The following is a 22,641-nucleotide window of genomic DNA, read 5'->3' as shown; positions in this document are numbered from 1 at the left end:
CCTCTCTCATGCCAAATCCAATGATAAAAATTCCATCCGGCCGTTTTAAAATTTCACTTTATAGTTTCACAGCATGTCCGCCATCAAAAAAGTACAGCCACTTCCGGTCGACTTTCCGACCCAGAATATCTTCAATAGCCCGGCCGTACAGCTCCAGCTGGAAACGATAGTTTTCCGTCAGTTTATCCAGTCCGCCCCGATGCTCCAACACCCGATCTGTCTTGTAATCGAGCAAAACAAGCTCCTCATCCACCTCATACAGGCAGTCAATAATCCCCTGTACCAGCGCCGTCTCATTTTCAAGCGATGCCTGCATCTTACCGTCTTCCTCCAACGTTTGCATACCTGCATCTGGTGACAGACTATGAAGCCATTCGTCAGGAGAATGATGTGCAGGAAGTCCATAAATAAACGGGATCTCCCGTTTCACCCACTCCGCACGCAACAATTCTGTCCCAGGCTCTGTATTGAAGAATCCAGCCAGTTGTTCAGACTCAATAACCTCTGCCTGATGGGGGAGCAAAAGCTGGAGCTCAACTAACCGCAAAAGTGTCTGCTCAACGATTTGCGAATCAACAGGTGAACCATCTACAGGAAGATGCTGCATCAACGTATGATACACCGTTCCCCGCTCGGCTCCAGTCAATTGTTTCTCCTCCATGAATTTGGGACGACGGAGATGCAATTTAAAGAACGAGCCTCCATCCTTCGCTTCACGGCCCTCATAATCCACAGAAGCCTCAGATTGTTCTTCAACTTCCTCCATCATCTGTAACGGTTGATGGTCCTGCATGGCAAGCAATGTCTTCAGTTCGGTAACCGATGTGCTGGCAGCTACTTGCGTTGCTGCTTGATGAGGATATGTCCATGAAAGCCGTTTATCTACTTCACGAAGCAGCTGCACGGCCTCTTGCTCACCTATTGATAATACAGCTTCCTCACTGATGTCTCGTGGTGTTGAATCATGTGTATCCTCGATCATCCCTTCTTCAGATGAGGAAGGATACAGCTCCACAGGCTGAGCTGCTTTTAGGGCAGCAATTCGATGTTTCCGCACTTCTGTCATGCCGTCTTCTTCACCAAGCGACTGATCCACAAATATCTCCCGGGATACTTGATCAGCAGAAATGACGGAAATGCCCCAGCGTGATTCATCATCCACAAGGCAGGCAGAATACGAATCAGTGCCTCCCGCAAGTTCACGCAGCAAAGCCGCGTCCGGATGTCTCATCAAGGAGGGACCGATCCAGTCCAGGTAACTCCGTCCTGCTGCAAGCAGATAGTCAGGCAATACCCGTTCCGGGCTGTCCTTAATCTGAGACCAGGCCACTGCCTTTTTAACAACATCTTTCACCGTACCAACCAGAATCATTTTCTCTTTTGGACGGGTCAGAGCCACATAGAGCACCCGCATTTCTTCGGCAAGCAGCTCAAACTGGGCACGACGACGAATCGCCAGATTAGCCAACGTTGGATAGGCAACCCGATTCTCACGATCTACAAACCTCGGACCAAACCCCAACTCCTTATGCATCAGAAACGGCGAATTCAGATCCTGCTGATTGAACATTTTGGATATGCCCCCTACAAAAACAATAGGGAATTCCAAGCCCTTACTCCGGTGAATCGTCATGATGCGTACCGCATTGTCCTGCTCACCAGAACCACTTGCTACGGTGCCAAGATCTCCCCCGTTCTCACGTAGTCTGGATACATAGGTCAGGAAGCGGAACAACCCACGATTGGCCGTTGCCTCTTCATATTGCCGAGCGCGATCATATAGAGCCTTCAAATTACTTTGACGCTGCATGCCTCCCGGCAGGCCGCCAACCCAGTCCAGATAACCCGTTTCCCGATACATTCGCCAAATGAGTTCACTCAGGCTGCCTTGTCTGGCTTCAAGCCGCCATTGTTCCAACTGACGCATAAAGCGAATTAACTTTTGTTGCAGCTCTGAGTCGGTATCGTTCTCCCTATGCGTATCTTCGCTTATACCTCCACCCATACTTGCATCTATACCGGCATCCAGGATCTCGTCTTTATTTGCATGTACAGAGGATTCCTGTACACGTTCGATAACATCTGCTTCGGCGGATACAGCCGACTCCCGCTGCCCCTGTTCCATTTCCGACCAGGCTTCCGGCCATTCCAGCTGGATTGCAGATGAATCCGGATTCGAAACTTTCTCACCATGCAGTCTGGAAACATTCAACGAACTATTGAATGCTCCTGCAGCTGATACAACAGCATCATAGAAAGACTGTCGCTTGTCCCCAAGGCGAATCTGCGCCAGCTCTTCTTCATCCAAACCGACAATCGGCGAACGAAGCACGGAAGCAAGCGGGATATCCTGTCTTGGATTATCCACAATCTGAAGCAAGGACAACATCACTTCCACTTCGGTCGCCTGAAAATACCCTTTGCTTTGCTCCCCTCCGGCAGGAATACCCTGCTGTCTGAATTCCTCAATCATGAGCGGAGCCCACATCAGGGCAGAACGAAGCAAAATGACTATGTCTCCGTAACGCGCAGGTCGCATGGATTTGAGGGCTTTATCATAAACGTTAAGAGCTGGTTTATCCGTATCTCCAACCATTTCACGAATACGTCGAGCCATGGCCCGAGCCTCCAGCTGGGCGGTTTCGAGCTCCGCACTCTCCAGCTCAGCAGAAGGCAACGCATCCCCATTCTCGTCCGTGCTTTCCGTCAGATCAGGTCCTCCGCCTTGACGATCGATCAACATGAGTTCAGGTGTGTAAGCCTCATCTCCAAGGGTCTCAGCCGGGAAAGTAGCTCCATAAGCAAGCTGTGCTCGTTCATCATAGGCAATCTCAGCTACCCCTTCATTCATCAGCTGCTTGAATAACATGTTGACCGAATGGACGACTTCTGCACGACTACGGAAGTTGCGTGCAAGATCAATACGTCTTCCTGCATGCAATGAATCTCTCTCTTTGTCCACTTCCATATCCGAATTCGCTGCATATTGACGATACTTGTTCAGAAACAGACCGGGTTCCGCCAGACGAAAACGGTAAATACTCTGTTTTACATCACCAACCATGAATCGGTTTCCTGGATTTTCTCTGGAAATCAGTCTGACGATATCTTCCTGCACCGTATTGGTATCCTGATATTCATCCAGTAGCACTTCATCGAAACGCGCCCGGTATTCCATTGCTGCATCCGAAGGCATGGACAGCTCAGGGGTTGAATCCTCATGGCGCAAAATATGAAGACAGTAATGCTCCAGATCACTGAAATCGACCTGACCGCGCTCCTGTTTAGCCTGTCGATATCGCTCTCCAAATGCGCTGACCAGCTTGGACAGTTCCTGCATTAGGGGTGCAGCCTGCTCCAGCTCCTGCCAAAACGAAAACGCACTTCTTCCAAACAACGACCCTTTCAGGTCCGTAACAGCTTTTTTCGCCGCCTCACGCAGTTCCTTGACCTGTTCTTGTAACCCCGGGTCCGTCTGGTCCTTTTTGCAAGGTTTCAGCTTGCCAAAAGCTGCTGGCTGAAACACTTCAGGCAATCTTTCCCACGGCATGACCTCAACAGCTGACAGAAGCTCTTCGACCATTGCCAGATCTTCTTTTAATGTATCTGCATAAGGTTTCGGACCTTCCGGCTGCATCGATATGCTGATCCCTTGACGCAGCAGACCAGCAGCTCCACTCAGGGCAAGCGCGGCATCTCGCAAAATACTCTGAACCCATGCAGAATGCCCAAGTGCCTCGACACTTTCCACCTGAAAAGCAGATGCCATCTCCGCAAGCCAATGATCCGGCCAGGAATGACTGCGTGAGAAATCATACAAACGCTGCACAAGTCGATGCATGGCATCATCGTTTCGTTCCCCACTGAACCAATCCACCAATTCGCGGAATGTACTGCCTTCGTCTTCTTCCCCATACTTTTCCTCAAACAACTGCTCCAGCAATTCCTGCCGCATAATTTCAGCTTCATTTTCATTCAGAATCCGGAAAGCCGGGTTTAATGGGATTTGCTGATAATAACGACGAATGACCTCCATACAGAATGAATGCAGAGTCGTAATGGATGCCCGCCCAAGTAGAGAAAGTTGTTTGCGCAAATGTTCTTCGGCAGGCTGCTCTTCAAGTGCACGTTCCAGTGCTTCCCGTATCCGTTGCTTCATCTCGGCCGCAGCAGCTTTCGTAAATGTTGCAACCAGCAAACGATCTACGCTGAATCCGCGGGAAGGGTCTGCAATCTTACGAATAATCCGTTCAACCAAAACAGCCGTCTTCCCCGAACCCGCAGCAGCAGCAACCAGAATGTCTTCCCCACTTTGTGAGATGGCACTCCATTGGTCATCACTCCAGAAGCTTCCCTCCGGTTTTGGCATATTCGTCATGATGATTCCCCTCCTTTGTCATGAGACAGCATGTCCCAGATTTGCTGTTTGCCCGGTTTGGACAACAGATTATATTCATTGCCTTCGATATTTTCATCAAATTGACAGACTGGCTTGTACGGACAGAAGGTGCATGCAACCTCCTGCTGGATACGGTAAGGTTCAATCGCCACATCCCCGTCTGTAATCCGGGTGCCAATCTCACGTATATTGCTGCGAACTGAAGCCAGCAAAGTATCCCATTGCTCTGGCGTAGCTACAGCAGCACTGCTATAAAAGCTGCCATCAGCCTTAAGCGCAACCGGAATAATAGCTGAATAGCCTTTGTCCAGGGTATTGTCCATTTGAGCGATCGCATCCCGGTCCGCGAGCAGCAAGCCTTTCATTTTGAACCTTTTCAGCAGTTCTTGTCCTGCCTGCTCAGAAGTCATGCCATTCGCCGATTGAAGCAACGGGTTATGCACATGGAAATAGAGTGTTCCTCCAGGCATCGCCGATTCTCCAAGCCACTCCTCGGCAGCACTAAGCAGCACCTCCAGGTACGTGAGCATCTGTAATGATAGGCCATAATATACTTCATGCAGCTTGAGATCGGTCTGGCTCGATTTGTAATCAATAACCCGCAACAGCAGGCCGTTCTCTCCTTCAGCCACATCCACACGGTCGATCCGTCCCACGATCTCCATCACACAGCCATTTTCCAATTCGAAGCGCAGCGGTGGCAGGGGTTTGCCTGGTCCAAAATCAAGCTCCAGCCCAATCGGTTCAAAGCTTCCCCGTCTGGACTGTTCACCCAAAATAACCGATGCCCGGCTAACGATATCCTTCAGCTTGCGGAAAATATAACCATACCGTTTCGTGCTAAGCAAAATCTCTCCCTGCAACTGTGGTGCAATTTGCTCCACGGTGTGTTCCGCTTCCTTTCGACATTCATCCGGAGACAGACTGCCCCAGCTGCGATTCTGCTCACGCAAACGTATGGCAAGCTGACTCAAGGCAGCATGGAACAATTGTCCAATATCAGGGGCTTGCAAGCGGTACAACTGGCGCTCTTTCAATCGCAGCCCATGGGATGCAAAATGGGAGAACGCACATGCCACAAAACGCTCCATTCGAGAGACACTCGTCCTTACCTCTGTACCATATAATCTACGACTGGTAGCCGTACGAAGAGGTAACGCCCGATTGCGATAAAAGACCGATCCAAGCAATTGTTCCAGCTGAGGTCTGCTCGTCTCCCGAGAGACATGCCAGTTATAGATCGCCCACCACATTTCAGGAATATCTTCTCCACGACGCCATCTGCGCAATTGTCCGATGAGATAAGAGAGGCTCTGACCAGGATGGTTAACATAAGACCAGTGTATCTCTTCAGCATTGGTAACCGGCGGCTGGGCAAGCAATGGCTGCTCATGCAGACCGAACATCTTCCGTACATGTCGTACAATTTCCGAGGGCAGTAATGTTTTCCCTTCATCATCTGCAACGGGATAACTCAGCCATAACTGCTTGCTCGCCGCTGTCAGGGCTGTATAGATCAGAAAGCGTTCATCCAGCATTTGTCTTGTTGCTCCTGGCCCAAGTCCCAGTCCTCTCTCTGTCAATAACAGCCGTTCCTGCTCAGTTAACACACCATCATCCTGAGGCACAGCAGGAAGTTCACCATCAACTGCACCAAGAATAAATACGTAATTGATACCCTGAAGACGTGTACGATCCATCGATCCAACCAACACTTGATCAAGCGCTGGAGGAACAAGTCCCAACTTCAGTTCAGTTAATCCGGTCTCCATCAGCCCGGCAAACAGATCAATATCCAGCCGTTCGGCACCCATCATATCAACCATCTGATCTAATAGATCTAGGACGGCACCCCACATTTGACGATGCTCTCTTGACCGTTCCGGATCCCCCTGGTCCTTGGCTTCTGCAGACATCTGATCCAGCTTCCAAGGAATCTCGGCATCTTCCAGTAATCTGTATAGCGCCGCACATTGGTCTTTGGCTGTCTTTGCCTTGCTCATTCGTTTCTCAAAAGCACCCAGTGGATCAACAATTACCGTACGGCATTTTTCCATTAAGGACAGCATTTGTTCCCGGCCCCGGCTGCGGACTTCCTGATCGTTGTCTTCCAGGGAAAGGCTGGGTACATACTTCCATGGCTTTCCATCTGTCCAGCGGTATCCGTGAATTCCGCATGCCAATATATAATTTTCGAGCTGGTCCATATCTTCACGTTTGATGGAACCGTCCCGCGGTAGAAGCAGATCCGTTTTAACACAACGAAACACATCCTCATAACGCCAGCGACGGCGAACGATATCGAGTGCAGAACGAATAAATTCCGCTAATGGATGATGTAGTTCATTTCTTCTCCGATCCAGAAAGACAGGCACACCATAGTCCCTGAATAGGGGCTCAGCAATATCGGCATATGTATCCAACTGACGAACAAGCACTGCCATATCTCGATAACGCGCACCTTCATCTTGCGCCAAACGACGCATCTCACGAAGTGCTCCTTCCATCTCAGCCCGGCGGTTCTCCGCGGTGTAAAGTCGGACACCTGCATCGCGCCCTTCACTCTTCCAGCGAACTCTGCGATCAAAGCCAGCCTCCAAATGCGCCAGTCCAGGACTGCCTTCATATCTTGGCAAAACTTCCGGTTGAAGCAAGGTTGTCTCATTAAGAACACCCAGATCTTCAGCCATGCCTTTGAGACGTGCGTATGCACTCGCTGTGGGATGGAACAGCTCCAATTCTCCTGGAAGTGCGCCGTGGTCGTAAGCTCGATCCAACGTCAATGTAATTGTAACGGAAGAAGCTTGCAGCATCAGTCTTCCAATGACACTCATTTCCTGCGGGGTAAATCCCTGAAATCCATCGATCCAGATCTGTGCATCTTGCAGCAACATGCTTTCTGGCAATCGCTCTGTCAGTTCAGTCAACGTGTCTTCATCATCGATATATAGCTCGGTTAATTCCTTTTCATAGTCACGGTATATAAGAAGCAAGTCATGCAGCTTGTCTCCCAGAATCGGTGCAGAAGAGGAAGTATTCCATGTGGAAAGTCCTTCTTCCAGTGAAGCAGGGTCAAGTTCATAACGTTTAAACTCACTGTATAAATCATTTAAGTCTCCTATAAATCCCAGCTGACTGCCCGATGCTCCAAATAGCTTCAATTCTTCCTTTCGACGCTGGAGCACTTTGTAGAGCAGCATTTTTTTGCCTTCAGCTCCAATGGGAATACGTGCAGAACCACCTGCCTCCTGCATTACCCGATAGGCCAATCGGCGAAAACCAAGCACTTCAGCGCGCATGGTACCTTTAATAGCCCCTGAAGAAACCAGTGACTGTTCGGTTCGAAACGAACTCTGTTCCGGGACCAGAAGAATCAGTGGTTTACCTTGCGGTTCCTTTTGAAGCAGGGATGTGATTTCCCGGGTAATCAGCGCACTCTTGCCGCTGCCTGCCCGGCCAATAACAAAGCGTACGGACATGTTTAATCCTCCAAACCATCACGAACAAGATTTTAATTCCCAGTATAACATATCTGACTTGGTTCGGAACATACGTTTGCCACTATCCGGCAATTCCAGAGAGCTTTTGCATGAGCATAGCAAAAAGCCCGCAGCTTATGAAAACTGTGGACTCTTTACGTAAATGTGTGTTCCATTTAATTGGAAATCGCTCAATTAATTCTTTTTGCTGCGTACTTCGAAGATGGCAAATTTCAGGTAATGACCTTCGTCTACACCCAAAATTTGAGGGTGATCCTTACCAGCTGCTTTCCAGTCGATTAAACGTAGCACTTTGCCTGCATCCTCGGCTGCATCCGCAATGGTTTCCAGGAAGAGATCCGGACGCATGTGGTATGAACAGCTTGCGGTTACGAGATACCCGCCCTCATTCACCAGCTTCATTCCTTGCAGATTGATATCCTTATACCCACGGCATGCGCCTTTGACTGCTGATTTCGTTTTGGCAAAGGCTGGTGGATCGAGGATAACCACATCAAATGTTTTACCACCAGCTGCAAGCGCTTTGGACGTATCCACTTTCTGTTCGCCAGCACGGGCACGTACGTTACGCTCATCGAGGCCTTTCACCTGCTCACGCAAATATTGGAATGCATCCGCAACGACAAATTCTACCCGGTCAGTGAAACCATTCAGCTCTACGTTAGTACGTGCACTTTCAATTGCATGCTCTGAGATATCAAGGCATGTTACTTTTTTGGCTCCATATTTGCAGGCGTTCAATGTGAAGCTACCTGTATGGGAGAAACATTCCAGCACAGTGGCCCCATCCCAATAAGGGAACGTCACAACCTTGCCACTTTTATTCACAGGAAGCAACTGCTGCGTACCATCCTGCTCAGTCTGTTGGAGCGTAATGCCACTCTTGTACCCCCAACCCTTCATAAGTGGTTCGATGGCTGCACGATTCTCGCGCTGGTCGAAGAAATACCCTGTCTTTTGGCCTTCCACGATGTCCACCTTAATGAGCAATCCGTTCTCGGTTACCGTGACATGACGCGGGCAATCCCCGTACAATGGTCCCTTCGTCTGCTCCAAACCTTCCAGTTCACGAATGGATACATCACTGCGTTCATAGATGCCTTCTGGCTGCATCACTTCAATTAGAGCTTGTACAATCGCTTCACGACAACGGTCCATACCCAATGTGAGCAACTGAACAACAAGGATGCTGCCAAAACGGTCAACAATCAGTCCTGGCAGGAAATCAGCTTCCCCATAAACGAGACGGTATGCCTCTCCATCCTGGATAAAACGCTCCCGGTGGCGCAAGCAATCACGGAAACGCGCTGCAAAAAACGCGGTGTCCATCTGTTCAAACTCCAAAGGTTGATAGGCCACAACTCGAACCGTGATCTGAGATGCAGGATTATAGTATCCCGTCGCAAGATAGCGACCTTGGTGGTTCAATACGTTGACGAGATCTCCCGGCTCGGGATTTCCTTCAACAGAGGCGATTTCATTGTTATATATCCATGGGTGTGCATGTTCAAGCCGCTTTTTGCGGCTACGTTCCAGTGTAACTGATGGCAAGATAGATCCACTTCTTTCATATGTTAGTTGTTGAAAAGATAGGTTTGGTGCAAAGGTGACCGCTACGGGGATGGATTGAAATTTCGATTGCTGTATAGGTCGTTTTACAGATGAATCTCAAATTCCACACTTGCCACTGCGATGACAGAACAACCTTCCGATCGCTGTTACCCTCAGATTTTTTTGATTCCTTTTTCACTATAGGAAAAATCCGAGGATAAAGGCGAGCGCTTCGCTTCTTCAGGTTTTTTCTGTCCTCTCCGTTATCGTGTGAATCTTTAGATCACCCCATATGACCGTAAGCGCTTCGCTTCTTCAGTTCCAATTCCATCACCTCCGCTACGTTTGCAGAATCTCCGTATCTTTTGATTGGGGGTGCGGTAATTTGGGTGAAGCTTCGACGCGAATTGTTCCTACGATTCCTTTTACCTAATTGGTAAATCCGTTAGCCTGTCATGGTTGTCCTTATTTACTCATAGGATGGGAATAAGGATACGCACGGAAGGAATGATGTTAACTCATGTTTAGAGATGTAGTGCTGCCCCTGTTATACGGGCTTCTTATCTTTTTTGGCGGGATGAAGCTGATGGAAACAGCCTTGCAGCGGATGGCGGGGCCCATGCTGGCTGGATGGTTGGGCCGGGCTACCTCTGCTCCCTGGAAAGGCATGGCTTTCAGCGCGGGCGCTACTGCCCTGCTGCAAAGCAGTACTGCCGTCACCGTATTAACCATTGGGCTGGCGAACACCAGATTAATTACCTACGGACGCACACTTGGCATTATTCTCGGCACCAACATCGGGACGTGCCTGACCACCGAGCTGGTCGGACTGCAGATCGGACGGTTTTCCCTGCCTCTGCTTGCCTTCTCTCTGACAGGCTGGGCCGTCTTTGTTGTGCTTGGCGAACGAAATCAGTTCGCTCCTGAACGCACACGCCGGACGCTATTTACCATGCAATACAGCTTTCTCGCTTCAGCCGGATTTGCCCTAGTCATGACAGGTATTCAAGTGATGCAATCCATTGCCGTCCCCCTGCGAAGTATGGGTGTTTTCCAGTGGTTTCTGGATCGCTCAGCCGACAGCTTGTGGTGGGGCTTTCTGGCTGGTGCCTGTCTGACGGCGCTCATTCATAGCAGCGCAGCCGTCATCAGCATGGCCATTACGCTTGCAGCCACAGGTGTACTGCCTGTGGAGATCGGCATCGCTATTGTGATCGGGTCGAACGTGGGGACCTGTATCACCGCCGTGATTGCTGCGGCAGGCGGAGCATCCGCAGGCAAATTTGTCGCAGCCTCCCATGTCGTACTAAACATTGCGGGAGCGCTGCTATTTATGCCGCTGATCGGCCAGCTGCATGCAGTTTCGGCCTGGCTGTCAGCGGATAACGGGGCACAGATTGCGCATGCCCAGACCCTTTTTAACGTCACCAGTTCACTGCTTGCCTTGCCATTTTGCTACTTGCCGATTTGGCACAAAAAACCACCGGTCTCCACCCCAGTAGCGAAGTCACCCGTGGCTTGATGCTCAAAACGCTCTCAACAAACAGTAGCGATACGTCACTCAATAGAAAATAGCTATACGTTAATGCCTAATTTGTTCAGTGCCACACGTAAAATATCATCGTTATTATCGTATCCACTTTGCAGCTGTCTGGACCAAGCTTCTTCCGGAGCGTACCAATCCACACCTTTGATTTCTTCAATCTGAGGCTGCAGATCGCCGCTTTCCGCTTCAACAAGATAATAATGAACTTCCTTATCCACCGGTCCAAACTCAGCATGCTGATACGTATAGGCAATGATATCGACGGGTTCTACAATTCGGCCGACCATGCCTGTCTCTTCCAGAATTTCACGCAATGCGGTCTGTTCCACCGTTTCTCCATCTTCCATTTTGCCCTTGGCGAGGGTCGTTTTGCCGTAGCGATCTACAATCAGTTGAATTTGAAGTTTTCCGTCTTCTCCCGTGCGGTAGACGACTCCGCCTGCCGAAATTTCTTTTCTGTTCATGTTGCTCTCCCCCATTACGTGGAATTGTCTTTATCTTTTTTTTGGAAAAAGAAGGACCTCATCTCCACGGGTACGCTCCCCAAGGAAATGAAATCCTTGTTTCTGACGCCTCGATTACATCGCTGCGGACTTGAGATTTTCTTCCAACACACGAACCAGCGTAGCCTGACTTTCATTCACACCCGCCTCGGTTACTTTGACACGGCATACTTTGCCGACCATATCCATGGAACCATCAAAGACCAGCTGAATGTAATTGTCACTGTAACCGTGCAGTTTACCACTGCCTTCACGGCCCTTGGCTTCACCTTCAGGAATGACATCCAGTACTTGCCCCACAAATTGCTTGGCGTATGCCAGCTGCATTTGCTCGGATAGATCAATCAGTTCATGCACGCGTGCATTTTTAACTTCCTCATCCACCTGATCCTCCATACGCGCTGCCGGTGTTCCGGTCCGCTTGGAATATGGGAATACGTGCATTTCGGAAAAACCGATTTTCTTCATCAGTTCGTAGCCGTTACGGAACATCTCATCCGTCTCACCCGGGAACCCAACAATAACGTCGGTTGTAATCGCTACATCCGGCATCGCTTCCCGAATGCGAAGCATTTTATTGTAGAACTCTTCGGTCGTATATTTACGACGCATGCGTTTCAGTACGGTATCATCGCCCGCTTGCAGCGGAATATGGAAGTGGCGCACAAGTTTGTCTGAACGTTTGATCACATCCAGCATCCGATCATCAATCTGACTGGCTTCAATCGAACTGATCCGAATACGCTCCAGGCCCTCTACTTTATCCAAGTCCCACAGCAGGTCCGTCAGATCGTAATTCTCCATGTCATCCCCGTATCCACCAGTATGAATGCCTGTCAGAACAATTTCCTTATATCCGGCGTGCACGAGTTGATGAGCCTGTTGAATGATGCTATTTGCTTCCCGACTACGGGAAAGTCCACGCGACCACGGAATAATGCAGAACGTACAGAAATTATTGCAGCCATCCTGAATTTTGAGAAACGCACGGGTACGATCGGCAAAATCCGGTACGTCCATCTCTTCAAATACCCGCGTTTTCATGATGTTGCGCACTGCATTGACGGGCTGACGAGATTCCTGAATTTCATTGACATATGGCAAAATTTTGTCCCGATCCTGTGTACCGATAACTAGATCCACGCCAGGGATGTCCAAAATCTCTGCTGGAGAAGTTTGCGCATAACAGCCTGTAACGGCTACAATTGCTTCCGGGTTGCGCCGTATGGCACGACGGATAATCTGGCGGCTCTTTTTGTCGCCGGTATTGGTTACTGTACAAGTATTAATCAAATATACATCTGCTGTCTGTTCATCGAAGTCTACCTGATCGTATCCTTCGTTTTTGAACAATTGCCAAATCGCCTCTGTATCATAAAAATTAACTTTGCAGCCTAAGGTGTAAAACGCCACGGATGGCATAATTACATTCCCCCCATTTCTCCGGATTCATATAAGACACAAGTTAGCGCCGCCATTCCAGCTGTCTCGGCCCGCAAGATGCGTTTGCCCAGTCCAACGGATACAGCACCCGCCTGATCGGCTTCAATCGTTTCCCTCTCCGAGAATCCGCCCTCAGGTCCAACAACGATCAACACTTCTGCACTCGCACCAGGTGCAAGCTGCTCCACAAACGGCTTCAAAGCGTCTCTTAACTGCTTGCCGTTTTCCTTTTCATAACAATAACATACCAGACTGTAACCCTCAAAAGAAGATAGCAGCCCTTTCCAGGAAAGTGGCTGCTCGACGGATGGAATGCGGTTTCGATGGCTTTGTTCAGCGGCTTCCTTCGCGATTTTCCGCCACCGCTCCAACCGTTTGCCTTCTTTCTTGGCATCATATTGTACAATCGTACGCTCAGACAAGAAAGGAACAAATGAAACTGCTCCGATCTCTGTACATCTTTGAATGACTGTCTCCATCTTATCGCCTTTTGGCAAGCTTTGAGCCACGGTTACACGTATCCGTGCTTCATGGTCCATTTCGAGGGGTTCCACAATATTCGCTGTTACTTGCTGGGCTTCGATACTTTCAATCTCCACCAAAGCTTCTTTGGAGTTTCCGTCACTGACAATCAGTTTATCTCCAGGTTTACCACGCATTACTTTGCCGATATGGCGCGCATCATCACCCGTGATGACCACGGAATGTTCATTAAACTGTTCTGCAGATACAAAATAACGCTGCATTAGTCTATCCACCCATTCTATCCTGTTATGACTGGAATTCACCCCGCCTGATGGCAGGCGTGAATCCAATCGCCACAGATGATCATACAACTTTTATGTCCTTCTGACCAGTATTTCAGTCCCATACACTATACGTTTCTAACGATATAAACCGATGATTAGCCTTGCCAGATCCAGATACATATTCTGGGCAAATTGATATAAAGGTTGAATCGTCGCATTTTGCAATGGAGGAATAACAAGGATCAACAGGAAAATAAATATGGACCATTGCTCTACCCCTTGCAGTTTGCGGCTGATTGAAGGCGGCAGAATATCCTCCAGAATTCGATATCCGTCCAATGGAGGCAACGGAATAAGATTAAAGAGAAAAAGGAAAAAGTTCGTCAGATTAAATATGGAGAAAAACATGGAGATTGCCGTAAGCAACCTTTCATTCTCAATGCCACCCAATGCCCCCGAACCAACCAGGGACGCATAGATGATCGTACCGATGATCGCAAGCAGCAAGTTACTCACAGGCCCTGCTACAGATACAATGACACCCATTAATCTCGGTTTGTCGAAGTTCGCCCGATTTACTGGAACAGGACGTGCCCAACCAAAACCGGCAATAAGGAGCAGCAACACACCAAACAAGTCAAAATGCACAACCGGATTGAGTGTAACCCTACCCAGCAGCTTGGCTGTTGGATCGCCGAATTTGTTGGCAAAATAGGCATGAGAAAATTCATGGACCGTAAAAGCAATCAGGATCGCCAACAGGAAAAACGGCAGTTGATCCAGCGGATAACGAAAGAACGAGTTTAAGTCCATCGATTACCTCTTTCTGGCCACAAACGCGATCCAGTCCTCATCGCGATGCACCGAACTTATTTCGAAGCCGGAAGCAACGAGCGCATCATGGACAAGCTGCTCTTTATTTTTCCAGATGCCTGAAGTAATATAAACGCCGCCAGATTCAAGCGCATGATAGACATCATCCACAAACAGCATAATAATTTCGGCCAAAATGTTGGCAACGATAACTTTCACCGGAAGCTTCACGCCCAGCGCAGGGTCCTGACTACCCAGAACAGACAACAGATCACTCTCTTTAACCGTAATTTGTTGTCCCAGGCCATTGAGTTCCACATTTTCCTTGGCACTTGCAACCGCAACCGGATCAAGGTCCAGCGCCAGTACATGTTTTGCACCTAGGTGGACAGCTCCAATGGCCAAAATACCAGAGCCTGTACCTACGTCAATAACTTCCTCGCCACCCTGAATGACCGATTCGAGTGTACGCAGACAAAGTGAAGTTGTTGGATGTGTTCCTGTACCAAACGCCATGCCTGGATCAAGCTCAATAATTTTCTCATTTGGGCTTTCCGGTGTATACTCTTCCCATGTCGGTTTAATGGTTAGACGTTCCGAGACACGTACTGGCTTGAAATATTGTTTCCAGGCGTTAGCCCAGTCATTTTCATCCACTGTCCGAGTCTCAAAACGAACCTCACCCGTCTGGATATCGAATTCGGAAAGTTGCTCAATGCGTGGACTTACTTCAGATTGCAATGCATCCATGTCTGTACCTTCCGAGAAGTATCCTTTAATGACCGCAAAGCCTTCAGGAATATCATTCAATGGAAACTCGTACAACTCGCCATACGTCGTATCCCGTTTTTTATTTAAAGTACCGGACTCTTCAATCGAGACCCCTCCAGCACCCGCTTCATGTAAAAAATTCGAAATCATCTCCACAGCTTCTTCTGTGGTATGTATTGTTAGTTCATGCCATAACATACTTCGTTTTTCCTCCTCATTTTTCAAACATCCCAACCATTGTACTACACAAGCACGCAGGAGTACAAAACGGCAGCATTAAAAGAAACAACAAAAACAGGATACCCGCAGCCTGACTGCTCGAATACCCTGTTTTAATTATGAATACACTCGATTAACTTGTTAGCAAAAGCGTCCACCATTCTGTGTAATCATCTCTGCAGCTTGCGGGAGAGAGTCACTGGATACGGATACGGTCAGCAAGATTTCTTGCTTGGACCTACCTTCAGAGCCAGCATGCGGATCGTCATAAACTTGTCCACCCGACAACATCTCGGTCTCATCGCTTATAAGGGAAAGTACATTCAGCTCACCACTGAATCCCCCAATCATGGCCATGGTTGAGTTATCAGTGCTCTCATCCGCTCCCGGATTTACTGAAGACGATGAGTCATTCAGACTCTCTATACTCAACTGGTTTGGGTGCAGCAATTCCAGCGCTCTGCGTGCAGATTCAGCCTCGGACCAGCTTGTGAACACTGCTTCGATAATTACTGCAGAGCGATCTTCAGTCATGAATCTCCCGACCCTGACGACGATTGGCAGCTTCACTTCGGCGCAAAGCCTCTATATCTTCATGATCTGCAGCTTCGGCGCTGAATTCCACATCCTCATTTTTGGCGGACTGCATTCGCTTCATCTTTTCCGTTTTCGTCAAAATCTTGCCTGGACGTTCATGTTCTGCCATCGTTATGTTCCTCCTTCAAATTGTATAAGTTCAACTAAGCGTATTTACACTGGCACTCCGATGACAGAACAACCTTCCGATCGCTGTTATCCCCAGATTTTTTTGATTTTCTTTAAGGGAAAATCCAGGGATAAAGGCGAACGCTTCGCTTCTCCAGGTTTTTTCTGTCCTCTCCGTTAACGTGTAAATGTTTTAGATGAAACTTACATGGATTTTAAAACTAAATCATACCGCCGGCTTGTTCGATAATGGATAGAGCACGGTGATGTACCGCCTCGTCTACGACAACGGTCAGTAATACATCTCTGCCCGTCGGACCCTCTTGTCCGCCATCGCTCATACCGCTTGCAGAAGGATCTGCTGCGGCCATGATGCCCGCGCTGGCATTTGTGCCTAGAGCACCTGGTACCCAGGAAGAAAAACTGCCTGATACGCCTGGTGTATAGGATGCTCCACTCGGCCCGACACCCGCATAACGACTGAATCGATTGATCGACAGGTCTTCCACTCGCAATGCCTCCAGTTTTTTGGCTGCCCCTTCCGCTTGCTCCGGGCTATGGAAATAAGCCAAAATATTTTTTTCGGTCATCCGGTTCACCTGCTTCCCTAGTTTCGGCACATCAGTAAACCACTGAATGCTCATGTCTGGTATCTTTCCGCAAGCGTGCCCATTTTATGCAAAAAAGGACACCCCTCGCGGAAATACCGCTGTGGTGTCCTTTTTTAAATTAATGATTAAGACTCAGTCTCCACGGAATGCCCGTTTCACCCGGTCAAAGAAGGATTGCTCATGCTCATGAGTTTGTTCTCCATCCAGCGCAGCGATTTGGCGAAGCAGATCTTTCTGCTCGTCATTCAGCTTGCTAGGCGTAACGACAACAACTTTCACATGCTGATCCCCTTGCCCCATGCCGCGCAGGCGTGGTACGCCTTTGCCTTTAAGACGGAAATAAGTTCCTGTCTGTGTACCGGCAGGGACTTTCAGCTTCACTTTCTCGGACAGCGTTGGGATTTCAATCTCATCTCCCAATGCGGCCTGAGCAAAGGTAAGCGGAATTTCACAATAGATATCATCGCCTTCACGCTCGAAGAAATCATGTGATTTCACACGAATGACAATATACAGATCTCCTGCTGGTCCTCCGCGCAGACCACCTTCACCTTCACCAGTCATACGCAGTTGAGCGCCGTCATCTACACCCGCTGGAATGCGAACATGAATTTTGCGTTGTTTGCGTACTTTACCGCTGCCGCTGCATGTTGTACATTTTTCCTTTATAATTTGTCCAGAACCGTTACAGTTCGAACAAGCACGACGGTTGACCATACGGCCAAACGGTGTATTTTGAACCACTTCCTGTTGACCGCTACCTTGGCAGACGGAACAGGTCTCCGGTTTGGTTCCCGGTTTCGCACCTGAGCCATGACAAGTATCACAGCCTTCGGTACGAGGAATGGTAATGTCGGTTTCCTTACCAAATACCGCTTCCTTGAACTCAATCGTCATGGTGTATTGCAGATCGTTCCCCCGTTGCGGAGCATTCGGATCACGTCGTCCACCGCCACCGCCAAAGAACATATCGAAGATGTCGCCAAAGCCGCCGCCGCCAAAATCGCCACCGCCGCCGAATCCGCCCTGATTTGGATCAATATGACCGTATTGATCATACTGTGCCCGCTTCTGGCCGTCACTGACTACATCATAAGCTTCTTTAACTTCCTTAAACTTGGCTTCCGCGTCAGCAGCCTTGTTTACGTCAGGGTGATACTGACGGGCAAGCTTGCGGTATGCCTTTTTGATTTCCTCGTCGCTGGCATTTTTGCCGACGCCGAGTACCTCATAATAATCACGTTTTTCAGCCACTCTTCCACCCCCATATCATTCACCATATCGCACATCGTGACAAAAGGAAAGCCAAAGCACGGGAGCCCCGGCTATGACTTTCCCTTCGATCCGAACGTCACCGATGATTAATTCACTAAGAATCGTGAATTAATTTTGTTTTTTATCTTCATCCACAACTTCGTAATCAGCGTCTACGACGTTGTCACGTTTTGCAGAACCTTGTTGCTCTTCAGCACCTTGAGCTGCTTGCTCTTGAGCTTGTGCTTGCTCATACAGTTTTACAGACAGTTGTTGAACGATCTCTGTCAGTTCTTCTGTAGCGGCTTTGATGTCTTCCAGATTGTCGGAAGCCAGAACGCCTTGCAGTTTTTCTTTTGCAGCATTCGCTTTTTCAACTTCACCAGCGTCTGCTTTTTCGCCAAGATCTTTAATCGTTTTGTCAACAGAGTAGATCAGTTGATCTGCGCTGTTTTTCGCTTCAACGAGTTCTTTGCGTTTTTTATCTTCTTCCGCATGCAGCTCAGCATCTTTCATCATTTGCTCAACTTCAGCATCGCTCAAACCGCTGGAAGAAGTGATGGTGATTTTTTGAGTTTTGTTTGTACCTTTGTCTGTTGCAGATACATTAACGATACCGTTGGCATCAATATCGAAGCTAACTTCGATTTGCGGAACGCCACGTGGAGCTGGAGGAATATCTCCCAGCATGAAGCGACCGAGGGATTTGTTACCCGCTGCCATCTCGCGCTCCCCTTGCAGAACGTGAATCTCAACGCTAGGTTGGTTGTCCGCATAAGTGGAGAATACTTGGGACTTGCTTGTAGGGATCGTTGTATTGCGCTCGATCATTTTAGTGAATACGCCACCCGCAGTTTCAATACCCAGGGACAATGGAGTTACGTCAAGCAATACAACGTCTTTCACGTCACCTGTCAGTACGCCCGCTTGTACAGCAGCACCCAAAGCTACAACTTCATCCGGGTTAACCCCTTTATGAGGCTCTTTACCTGTCAGTTTTTTGATTGCTTCCTGTACTGCAGGAATACGTGTTGAACCACCAACCAATACGATCTTGTCGATATCGTTAGCTGTCATTCCAGCATCGCTCAATGCACGACGAGTTGGTTCAAGCGTACGCTCAACCAGACCAGCAGAGATTTCTTCAAATTTCGCACGGCTCAGGTTCAACTCCAAATGTTGAGGAACGCCATCAGCCACAGTAATGAACGGCAGGGAAATGGTTGTAGTCAATACGCCGGAAAGTTCTTTTTTCGCTTTTTCCGCTGCATCTTTCAAACGTTGAACCGCTGCTTTATCTTTACTCAAGTCAATACCTTGATCTTTTTTGAACTCACTTACGAGATAATCAATGATTACTTGGTCGAAGTCATCGCCACCCAGTTGGTTATCCCCACTAGTTGCTTTAACTTCGAAGAAGCCGTCACCCAGTTCAAGGATGGATACGTCGAATGTACCGCCACCCAAGTCATATACGAGAATCGTTTGGTCTTCGGATTTTTCCATACCGTATGCCAAAGCTGCTGCTGTTGGCTCGTTGACGATACGCAGAACTTCCAGACCTGCGATTTTACCTGCATCCTTTGTTGCTTGACGCTGGCTGTCATTGAAGTAAGCTGGTACGGTAATAACCGCTTGAGTTACGGTTTGACCCAGATATGCTTCAGCATCGGATTTCAGTTTTTGCAGGATGATTGCAGAGATCTCTTGTGCAGAGTAGTCTTTGCTATCGATTGTTTCTTTGTGGGATGTACCCATATGACGTTTGATCGACATGATCGTACGATCCGGATTTGTGATCGCTTGACGTTTAGCCGTTTCACCGACAACGCGTTCTCCATCTTTTTTGAAACCCACTACGGATGGGGTTGTACGTGCGCCTTCCGGATTTGGAATAACGACAGCCTCGCCGCCTTCCATAACCGCTACGCATGAGTTTGTTGTTCCTAAGTCAATACCGATTACTTTGCTCATCGGAAAATTTCCTCCCTCGACAATTTAAATGGATCAGATTGATCCTTATTTGTATTTGTTGTTCCTAATCGTGCTCTATGTGTGTACTAACCTTTATATTAAACTTCGGTGGCATCGTACAATCAAGAGTGAACTCAATTATTCATTCTGTAATAGAAATTTATGAGCTAACTTTGACCATAGCCGGACGAAGTACTTTATCCTTCAACATGTAGCCTTTTTGGACTTCCTCGACAACGGTACCTTCTTCATACTCGTCGCTCTCCACGGACATGATCGCCTGGTGGAATTCAGGATTAAACGGTTGTCCTACCGTATCCATTGACGTCAGACCTTCATTGTTAAGCACAGTCTCCAGTTGACGGAAGATCATTTCGATGCCTTTGGAGAAGGACTCGACTTCCGTACCTTCCGGTACAGTAGCCATGGCACGCTCGAAATTATCAATAACCGGCACCAATTCGGTGACCAGCTTCATCGAAGCGTATTTCGCCAGTTCTTCTTTTTCTTTTTGTGTACGACGACGGAAGTTATCAAAATCAGCTTGCGCACGGACAAAACGTTGTTGATGTTCCTCGGCTTCCGCCTTCAAACGTGCGATCTCATCTTGCTCCTGATCTGTCATCTCTTCCGCCTGTGCTTCTGCAGCTCCGGCTTCGTTGACAGGCTCCTGTTCCGCTGCTGTAGTTGCTTGTTGTTCCTGTTCTTCTGCTGCGAATGATTGCTCCTCTTTCAAGATGTTCACCTCCTTATAAGAATGAAATGCTTCAATTCCCTTATTTGAAGCGATGCGTTAGCATGGCCGTCAAATCACGGGATAATGTATTTAAAATATGAATGACACGTGCGTAATCCATTCGCGTAGGTCCCAAAATTCCGATGGAGCCCAAAGCCTCTCCATCCAATGAATAGGATGCCGTTATCAGGCTGCAATTGGCGAAGGCTTCATGATCATTCTCGGTACCTATTCGCACCTGAATACCAGATCCACCCTGCACGGGCATCATCAATTTCATGAGTGTTGGTGTCTCATCCAGCAGGTCAAGAATATCTTTTACCTTTTCAATATCTCTAAATTCTGGCTGAGTCAACATATTGGTGGCACCACTAAGGAACAGACGATTGTCATGCTCGTTGTCAAAGGCACTGTTCAGCACCTGCATGACTTCCTCATAACGTGTAATATGCCGTTCCATCTCTTGCCCAAGCTCGGTGTAGAGACGAGACTTTAATTTGTAAATTGGCACGCCGACCAGCTTGGTGTTTAATAAGCGAACTACATTTTCCATCTCCGCTACCGAAATTTCGGGTGGAATCTGAACCGTCTTGTTCTCCACCTGACCCGTGTTCGTTACGATAATGGCTACAGCCTCGTTTTCATTAAGCGGAAGCAGCTGAAAATGACGAAGTGACGTGTGAAAAACTTCCGGTCCAAGCAGGATCGAAGTATAATTCGTCATATGCGACAAAATGACTGAGGCATGCTGAATAACTTGTTCCATCACGTTCAGCTTTTCTGCGAAAAATGACTTCAGGTCGTCCAGCTCTTGTGGCTCCACCTGATTCCAGGGAACCAAATGATCGACATAATATCGATAGCCTTTGTGCGAAGGTATGCGACCAGCCGATGTATGCGGCTGTTCCAGAAAGCCCATATCTTCAAGGTCCGCCATTTCATTACGGATCGTCGCCGGACTGTATCCAACATCTCCCCTTTTGGAAATGCTCCGGGACCCTACGGGCTCAGCTGAACGGATATAGTCATCCACTATGGCGTTCAGAATCATTCGTTGACGCTCTGTTAACATGGTGAGTATTCCCTCCTTCTGACTGTACTGTCCCATGTCGTTAGCACTCCGGTTAGATGAGTGCTAAGCGGTAATACAAAAATACCAAAATGACGTGAGCATTGTCAAGTCAGTTTGATGAGTACGCTCATCTATTTATAGTATAGACCAATGTCTCCAAGACATAACAACTTTACTGTGCATCTTATGAATTAAAAAGAACCGCAGGTGAGATAGAGTATACTCGGCTCAATCCATACGGTTCATTCATTTATCAGGCTGAAATATTCAACTCTTTTAATACAGCAATCTCATCACAGCAATCCTGTTTGCTGCAATGAACACAGTCGGTCCATACTTTTTCCGGGAAAATCTCCTTATTCACAACGGCAAAACCGTTTTTGAGAAAAAAGGACACTTCATATGTCAATGCCATGACCTTGGGAATTTGCTGTTTCTCCGCTTCCTCTACCAGTCGGTCCAGCAGCAGTGAGCCAATGCCCATGCCTTTGTGACCTTCGGAGATGCCGAGCGATCTGACTTCCACCAGATCATTTCCCAGACGGCAGAGAGATCCACAGCCTACAACCTGACCATTCACTTCCGCTACAACAAAGTGCTCCAGCTGCCGTTGCAGTACTTCCCGTGAACGCGGAAGCATGATTCCACGCTCTGCATAGCCCTTAATCATTTCAAATAATGGTTCAACATCTTCCGGTACGGCTTTTCTGCATATGGCCGACATCCAGCTCTCCTCCTATAAGAAGCTTTCCAGAGGAAAGCCGACTTCGTAGTTGTATAAATCACACGCTCTGT

The 22,641-nt window shown here is 48.3% G+C and carries 17 protein-coding genes; 1 reads left to right on the top strand and 16 read right to left on the bottom strand.

From position 1 onward, the window contains the following. Positions 1 to 58: 58 nt before the first annotated feature. The 3 genes from addA to DC345_RS15035 form a co-directional block, all read right to left on the bottom strand. Positions 59 to 4,378, bottom strand: coding sequence for a helicase-exonuclease AddAB subunit AddA (gene addA, locus DC345_RS15045; protein ID WP_113053811.1), 4,320 nt, complete (start codon positions 4,376 to 4,378; stop codon positions 59 to 61). After that, positions 4,375 to 7,878: a helicase-exonuclease AddAB subunit AddB gene (gene addB, locus DC345_RS15040; protein ID WP_113053810.1), complete on the bottom strand. Its 3,504-nt coding sequence runs from the start codon at positions 7,876 to 7,878 to the stop codon at positions 4,375 to 4,377. Before addB ends, addA begins: the two co-directional genes overlap by 4 nt. Positions 7,879 to 8,073: 195 nt before the next feature. Next, positions 8,074 to 9,450 (bottom strand): class I SAM-dependent rRNA methyltransferase, encoded by a 1,377-nt coding sequence (locus tag DC345_RS15035; RefSeq protein ID WP_113053809.1) that lies wholly within the window; start codon positions 9,448 to 9,450, stop codon positions 8,074 to 8,076. Between the two features lie 520 nt (positions 9,451 to 9,970). Here DC345_RS15035 and DC345_RS15030 point away from each other — a divergent pair. Beyond that, positions 9,971 to 10,972 (top strand): Na/Pi cotransporter family protein, encoded by a 1,002-nt coding sequence (locus tag DC345_RS15030; RefSeq protein ID WP_113053808.1) that lies wholly within the window; start codon positions 9,971 to 9,973, stop codon positions 10,970 to 10,972. Positions 10,973 to 11,025: 53 nt separating this feature from the next. On the opposite strand, the gene DC345_RS15025 is transcribed toward DC345_RS15030, so the two are convergent. The 13 genes from DC345_RS15025 to DC345_RS14965 all read right to left on the bottom strand — a co-directional run bounded on the left by DC345_RS15025 (position 11,026) and on the right by DC345_RS14965 (position 22,570). Then, entirely contained in the window at positions 11,026 to 11,460 is a 435-nt protein-coding gene (locus DC345_RS15025) for an NUDIX hydrolase (protein WP_113053807.1), read from the bottom strand. A gap of 114 nt (positions 11,461 to 11,574) precedes the next feature. Beyond that, the gene (gene mtaB / locus DC345_RS15020; RefSeq protein ID WP_113053806.1) at positions 11,575 to 12,921 is read right to left on the bottom strand and encodes a tRNA (N(6)-L-threonylcarbamoyladenosine(37)-C(2))-methylthiotransferase MtaB; all 1,347 of its coding nucleotides are present in this window, start codon (positions 12,919 to 12,921) and stop codon (positions 11,575 to 11,577) included. Between the two features lie 2 nt (positions 12,922 to 12,923). After that, positions 12,924 to 13,688, bottom strand: a complete 765-nt coding sequence (locus tag DC345_RS15015) for a 16S rRNA (uracil(1498)-N(3))-methyltransferase (protein ID WP_063567294.1) — start codon at positions 13,686 to 13,688, stop codon at positions 12,924 to 12,926. Between the two features lie 138 nt (positions 13,689 to 13,826). Continuing rightward, positions 13,827 to 14,504, bottom strand: a complete 678-nt coding sequence (locus DC345_RS15010; RefSeq protein WP_076288076.1) for a site-2 protease family protein — start codon at positions 14,502 to 14,504, stop codon at positions 13,827 to 13,829. Positions 14,505 to 14,507: 3 nt separating this feature from the next. After that, positions 14,508 to 15,473, bottom strand: coding sequence for a 50S ribosomal protein L11 methyltransferase (gene prmA / locus DC345_RS15005; protein ID WP_113053805.1), 966 nt, complete (start codon positions 15,471 to 15,473; stop codon positions 14,508 to 14,510). 162 nt (positions 15,474 to 15,635) lie between these two features. Beyond that, on the bottom strand, positions 15,636 to 16,028 hold the full coding sequence (locus tag DC345_RS15000) for a hypothetical protein (protein ID WP_113053804.1): 393 nt from the start codon (positions 16,026 to 16,028) through the stop codon (positions 15,636 to 15,638). Beyond that, on the bottom strand, positions 16,021 to 16,200 hold the full coding sequence (locus DC345_RS14995) for a YfhD family protein (RefSeq protein WP_113053803.1): 180 nt from the start codon (positions 16,198 to 16,200) through the stop codon (positions 16,021 to 16,023). The genes DC345_RS15000 and DC345_RS14995 overlap by 8 nt, the downstream gene beginning before the upstream one ends. Positions 16,201 to 16,420: 220 nt before the next feature. Beyond that, positions 16,421 to 16,789 (bottom strand): hypothetical protein, encoded by a 369-nt coding sequence (locus DC345_RS14990; protein WP_063567301.1) that lies wholly within the window; start codon positions 16,787 to 16,789, stop codon positions 16,421 to 16,423. A gap of 153 nt (positions 16,790 to 16,942) precedes the next feature. Next, positions 16,943 to 18,064 (bottom strand): molecular chaperone DnaJ, encoded by a 1,122-nt coding sequence (gene dnaJ / locus DC345_RS14985; protein WP_063567290.1) that lies wholly within the window; start codon positions 18,062 to 18,064, stop codon positions 16,943 to 16,945. Between the two features lie 129 nt (positions 18,065 to 18,193). Continuing rightward, complete coding sequence (gene dnaK, locus DC345_RS14980) at positions 18,194 to 20,038, bottom strand: molecular chaperone DnaK (protein ID WP_113053802.1); 1,845 nt, start codon at positions 20,036 to 20,038, stop codon at positions 18,194 to 18,196. 160 nt (positions 20,039 to 20,198) lie between these two features. Then, a complete protein-coding gene (gene grpE / locus DC345_RS14975) occupies positions 20,199 to 20,774 on the bottom strand; it encodes a nucleotide exchange factor GrpE (RefSeq protein ID WP_076288071.1) in 576 nt (191 codons plus the stop codon). 40 nt (positions 20,775 to 20,814) lie between these two features. Next, complete coding sequence (gene hrcA, locus DC345_RS14970) at positions 20,815 to 21,846, bottom strand: heat-inducible transcriptional repressor HrcA (RefSeq protein ID WP_113053801.1); 1,032 nt, start codon at positions 21,844 to 21,846, stop codon at positions 20,815 to 20,817. A 253-nt stretch (positions 21,847 to 22,099) separates the two neighbouring features. Beyond that, positions 22,100 to 22,570 carry an N-acetyltransferase gene (locus DC345_RS14965; RefSeq protein WP_063567287.1) on the bottom strand — a complete coding sequence of 157 codons (471 nt, stop codon included), beginning with the start codon at positions 22,568 to 22,570 and terminating at the stop codon, positions 22,100 to 22,102. Positions 22,571 to 22,641 lie beyond the last annotated feature (71 nt).

Origin of the sequence: Paenibacillus taichungensis, assembly GCF_003287275.1 — a bacterium.
GTDB classification, from domain to species: Bacteria; Bacillota; Bacilli; order Paenibacillales; family Paenibacillaceae; genus Paenibacillus; species Paenibacillus taichungensis_A.
The sequence above is the reverse complement of the archived record's forward strand: the minus strand, read 5'-3'. Positions and strand labels throughout refer to the sequence as shown.

What these genes read in the sequence shown, in the direction of transcription:
- addA (WP_113053811.1), bottom strand. Translation starts at nt 4,378, where the DNA reads ATGACGAATATGCCAAAACCGGAGGGAAGCTTCTGGAGTGATGACCAA.
- addB (WP_113053810.1), bottom strand. Translation starts at nt 7,878, where the DNA reads ATGTCCGTACGCTTTGTTATTGGCCGGGCAGGCAGCGGCAAGAGTGCG.
- DC345_RS15030 (WP_113053808.1), top strand. Translation starts at nt 9,971, where the DNA reads ATGTTTAGAGATGTAGTGCTGCCCCTGTTATACGGGCTTCTTATCTTT.
- DC345_RS15025 (WP_113053807.1), bottom strand. Translation starts at nt 11,460, where the DNA reads ATGAACAGAAAAGAAATTTCGGCAGGCGGAGTCGTCTACCGCACGGGA.
- mtaB (WP_113053806.1), bottom strand. Translation starts at nt 12,921, where the DNA reads ATGCCATCCGTGGCGTTTTACACCTTAGGCTGCAAAGTTAATTTTTAT.
- DC345_RS15015 (WP_063567294.1), bottom strand. Translation starts at nt 13,688, where the DNA reads ATGCAGCGTTATTTTGTATCTGCAGAACAGTTTAATGAACATTCCGTG.
- DC345_RS15010 (WP_076288076.1), bottom strand. Translation starts at nt 14,504, where the DNA reads ATGGACTTAAACTCGTTCTTTCGTTATCCGCTGGATCAACTGCCGTTT.
- prmA (WP_113053805.1), bottom strand. Translation starts at nt 15,473, where the DNA reads ATGTTATGGCATGAACTAACAATACATACCACAGAAGAAGCTGTGGAG.
- DC345_RS15000 (WP_113053804.1), bottom strand. Translation starts at nt 16,028, where the DNA reads ATGACTGAAGATCGCTCTGCAGTAATTATCGAAGCAGTGTTCACAAGC.
- DC345_RS14995 (WP_113053803.1), bottom strand. Translation starts at nt 16,200, where the DNA reads ATGGCAGAACATGAACGTCCAGGCAAGATTTTGACGAAAACGGAAAAG.
- DC345_RS14990 (WP_063567301.1), bottom strand. Translation starts at nt 16,789, where the DNA reads ATGACCGAAAAAAATATTTTGGCTTATTTCCATAGCCCGGAGCAAGCG.
- dnaK (WP_113053802.1), bottom strand. Translation starts at nt 20,038, where the DNA reads ATGAGCAAAGTAATCGGTATTGACTTAGGAACAACAAACTCATGCGTA.
- hrcA (WP_113053801.1), bottom strand. Translation starts at nt 21,846, where the DNA reads ATGTTAACAGAGCGTCAACGAATGATTCTGAACGCCATAGTGGATGAC.
- DC345_RS14965 (WP_063567287.1), bottom strand. Translation starts at nt 22,570, where the DNA reads ATGTCGGCCATATGCAGAAAAGCCGTACCGGAAGATGTTGAACCATTA.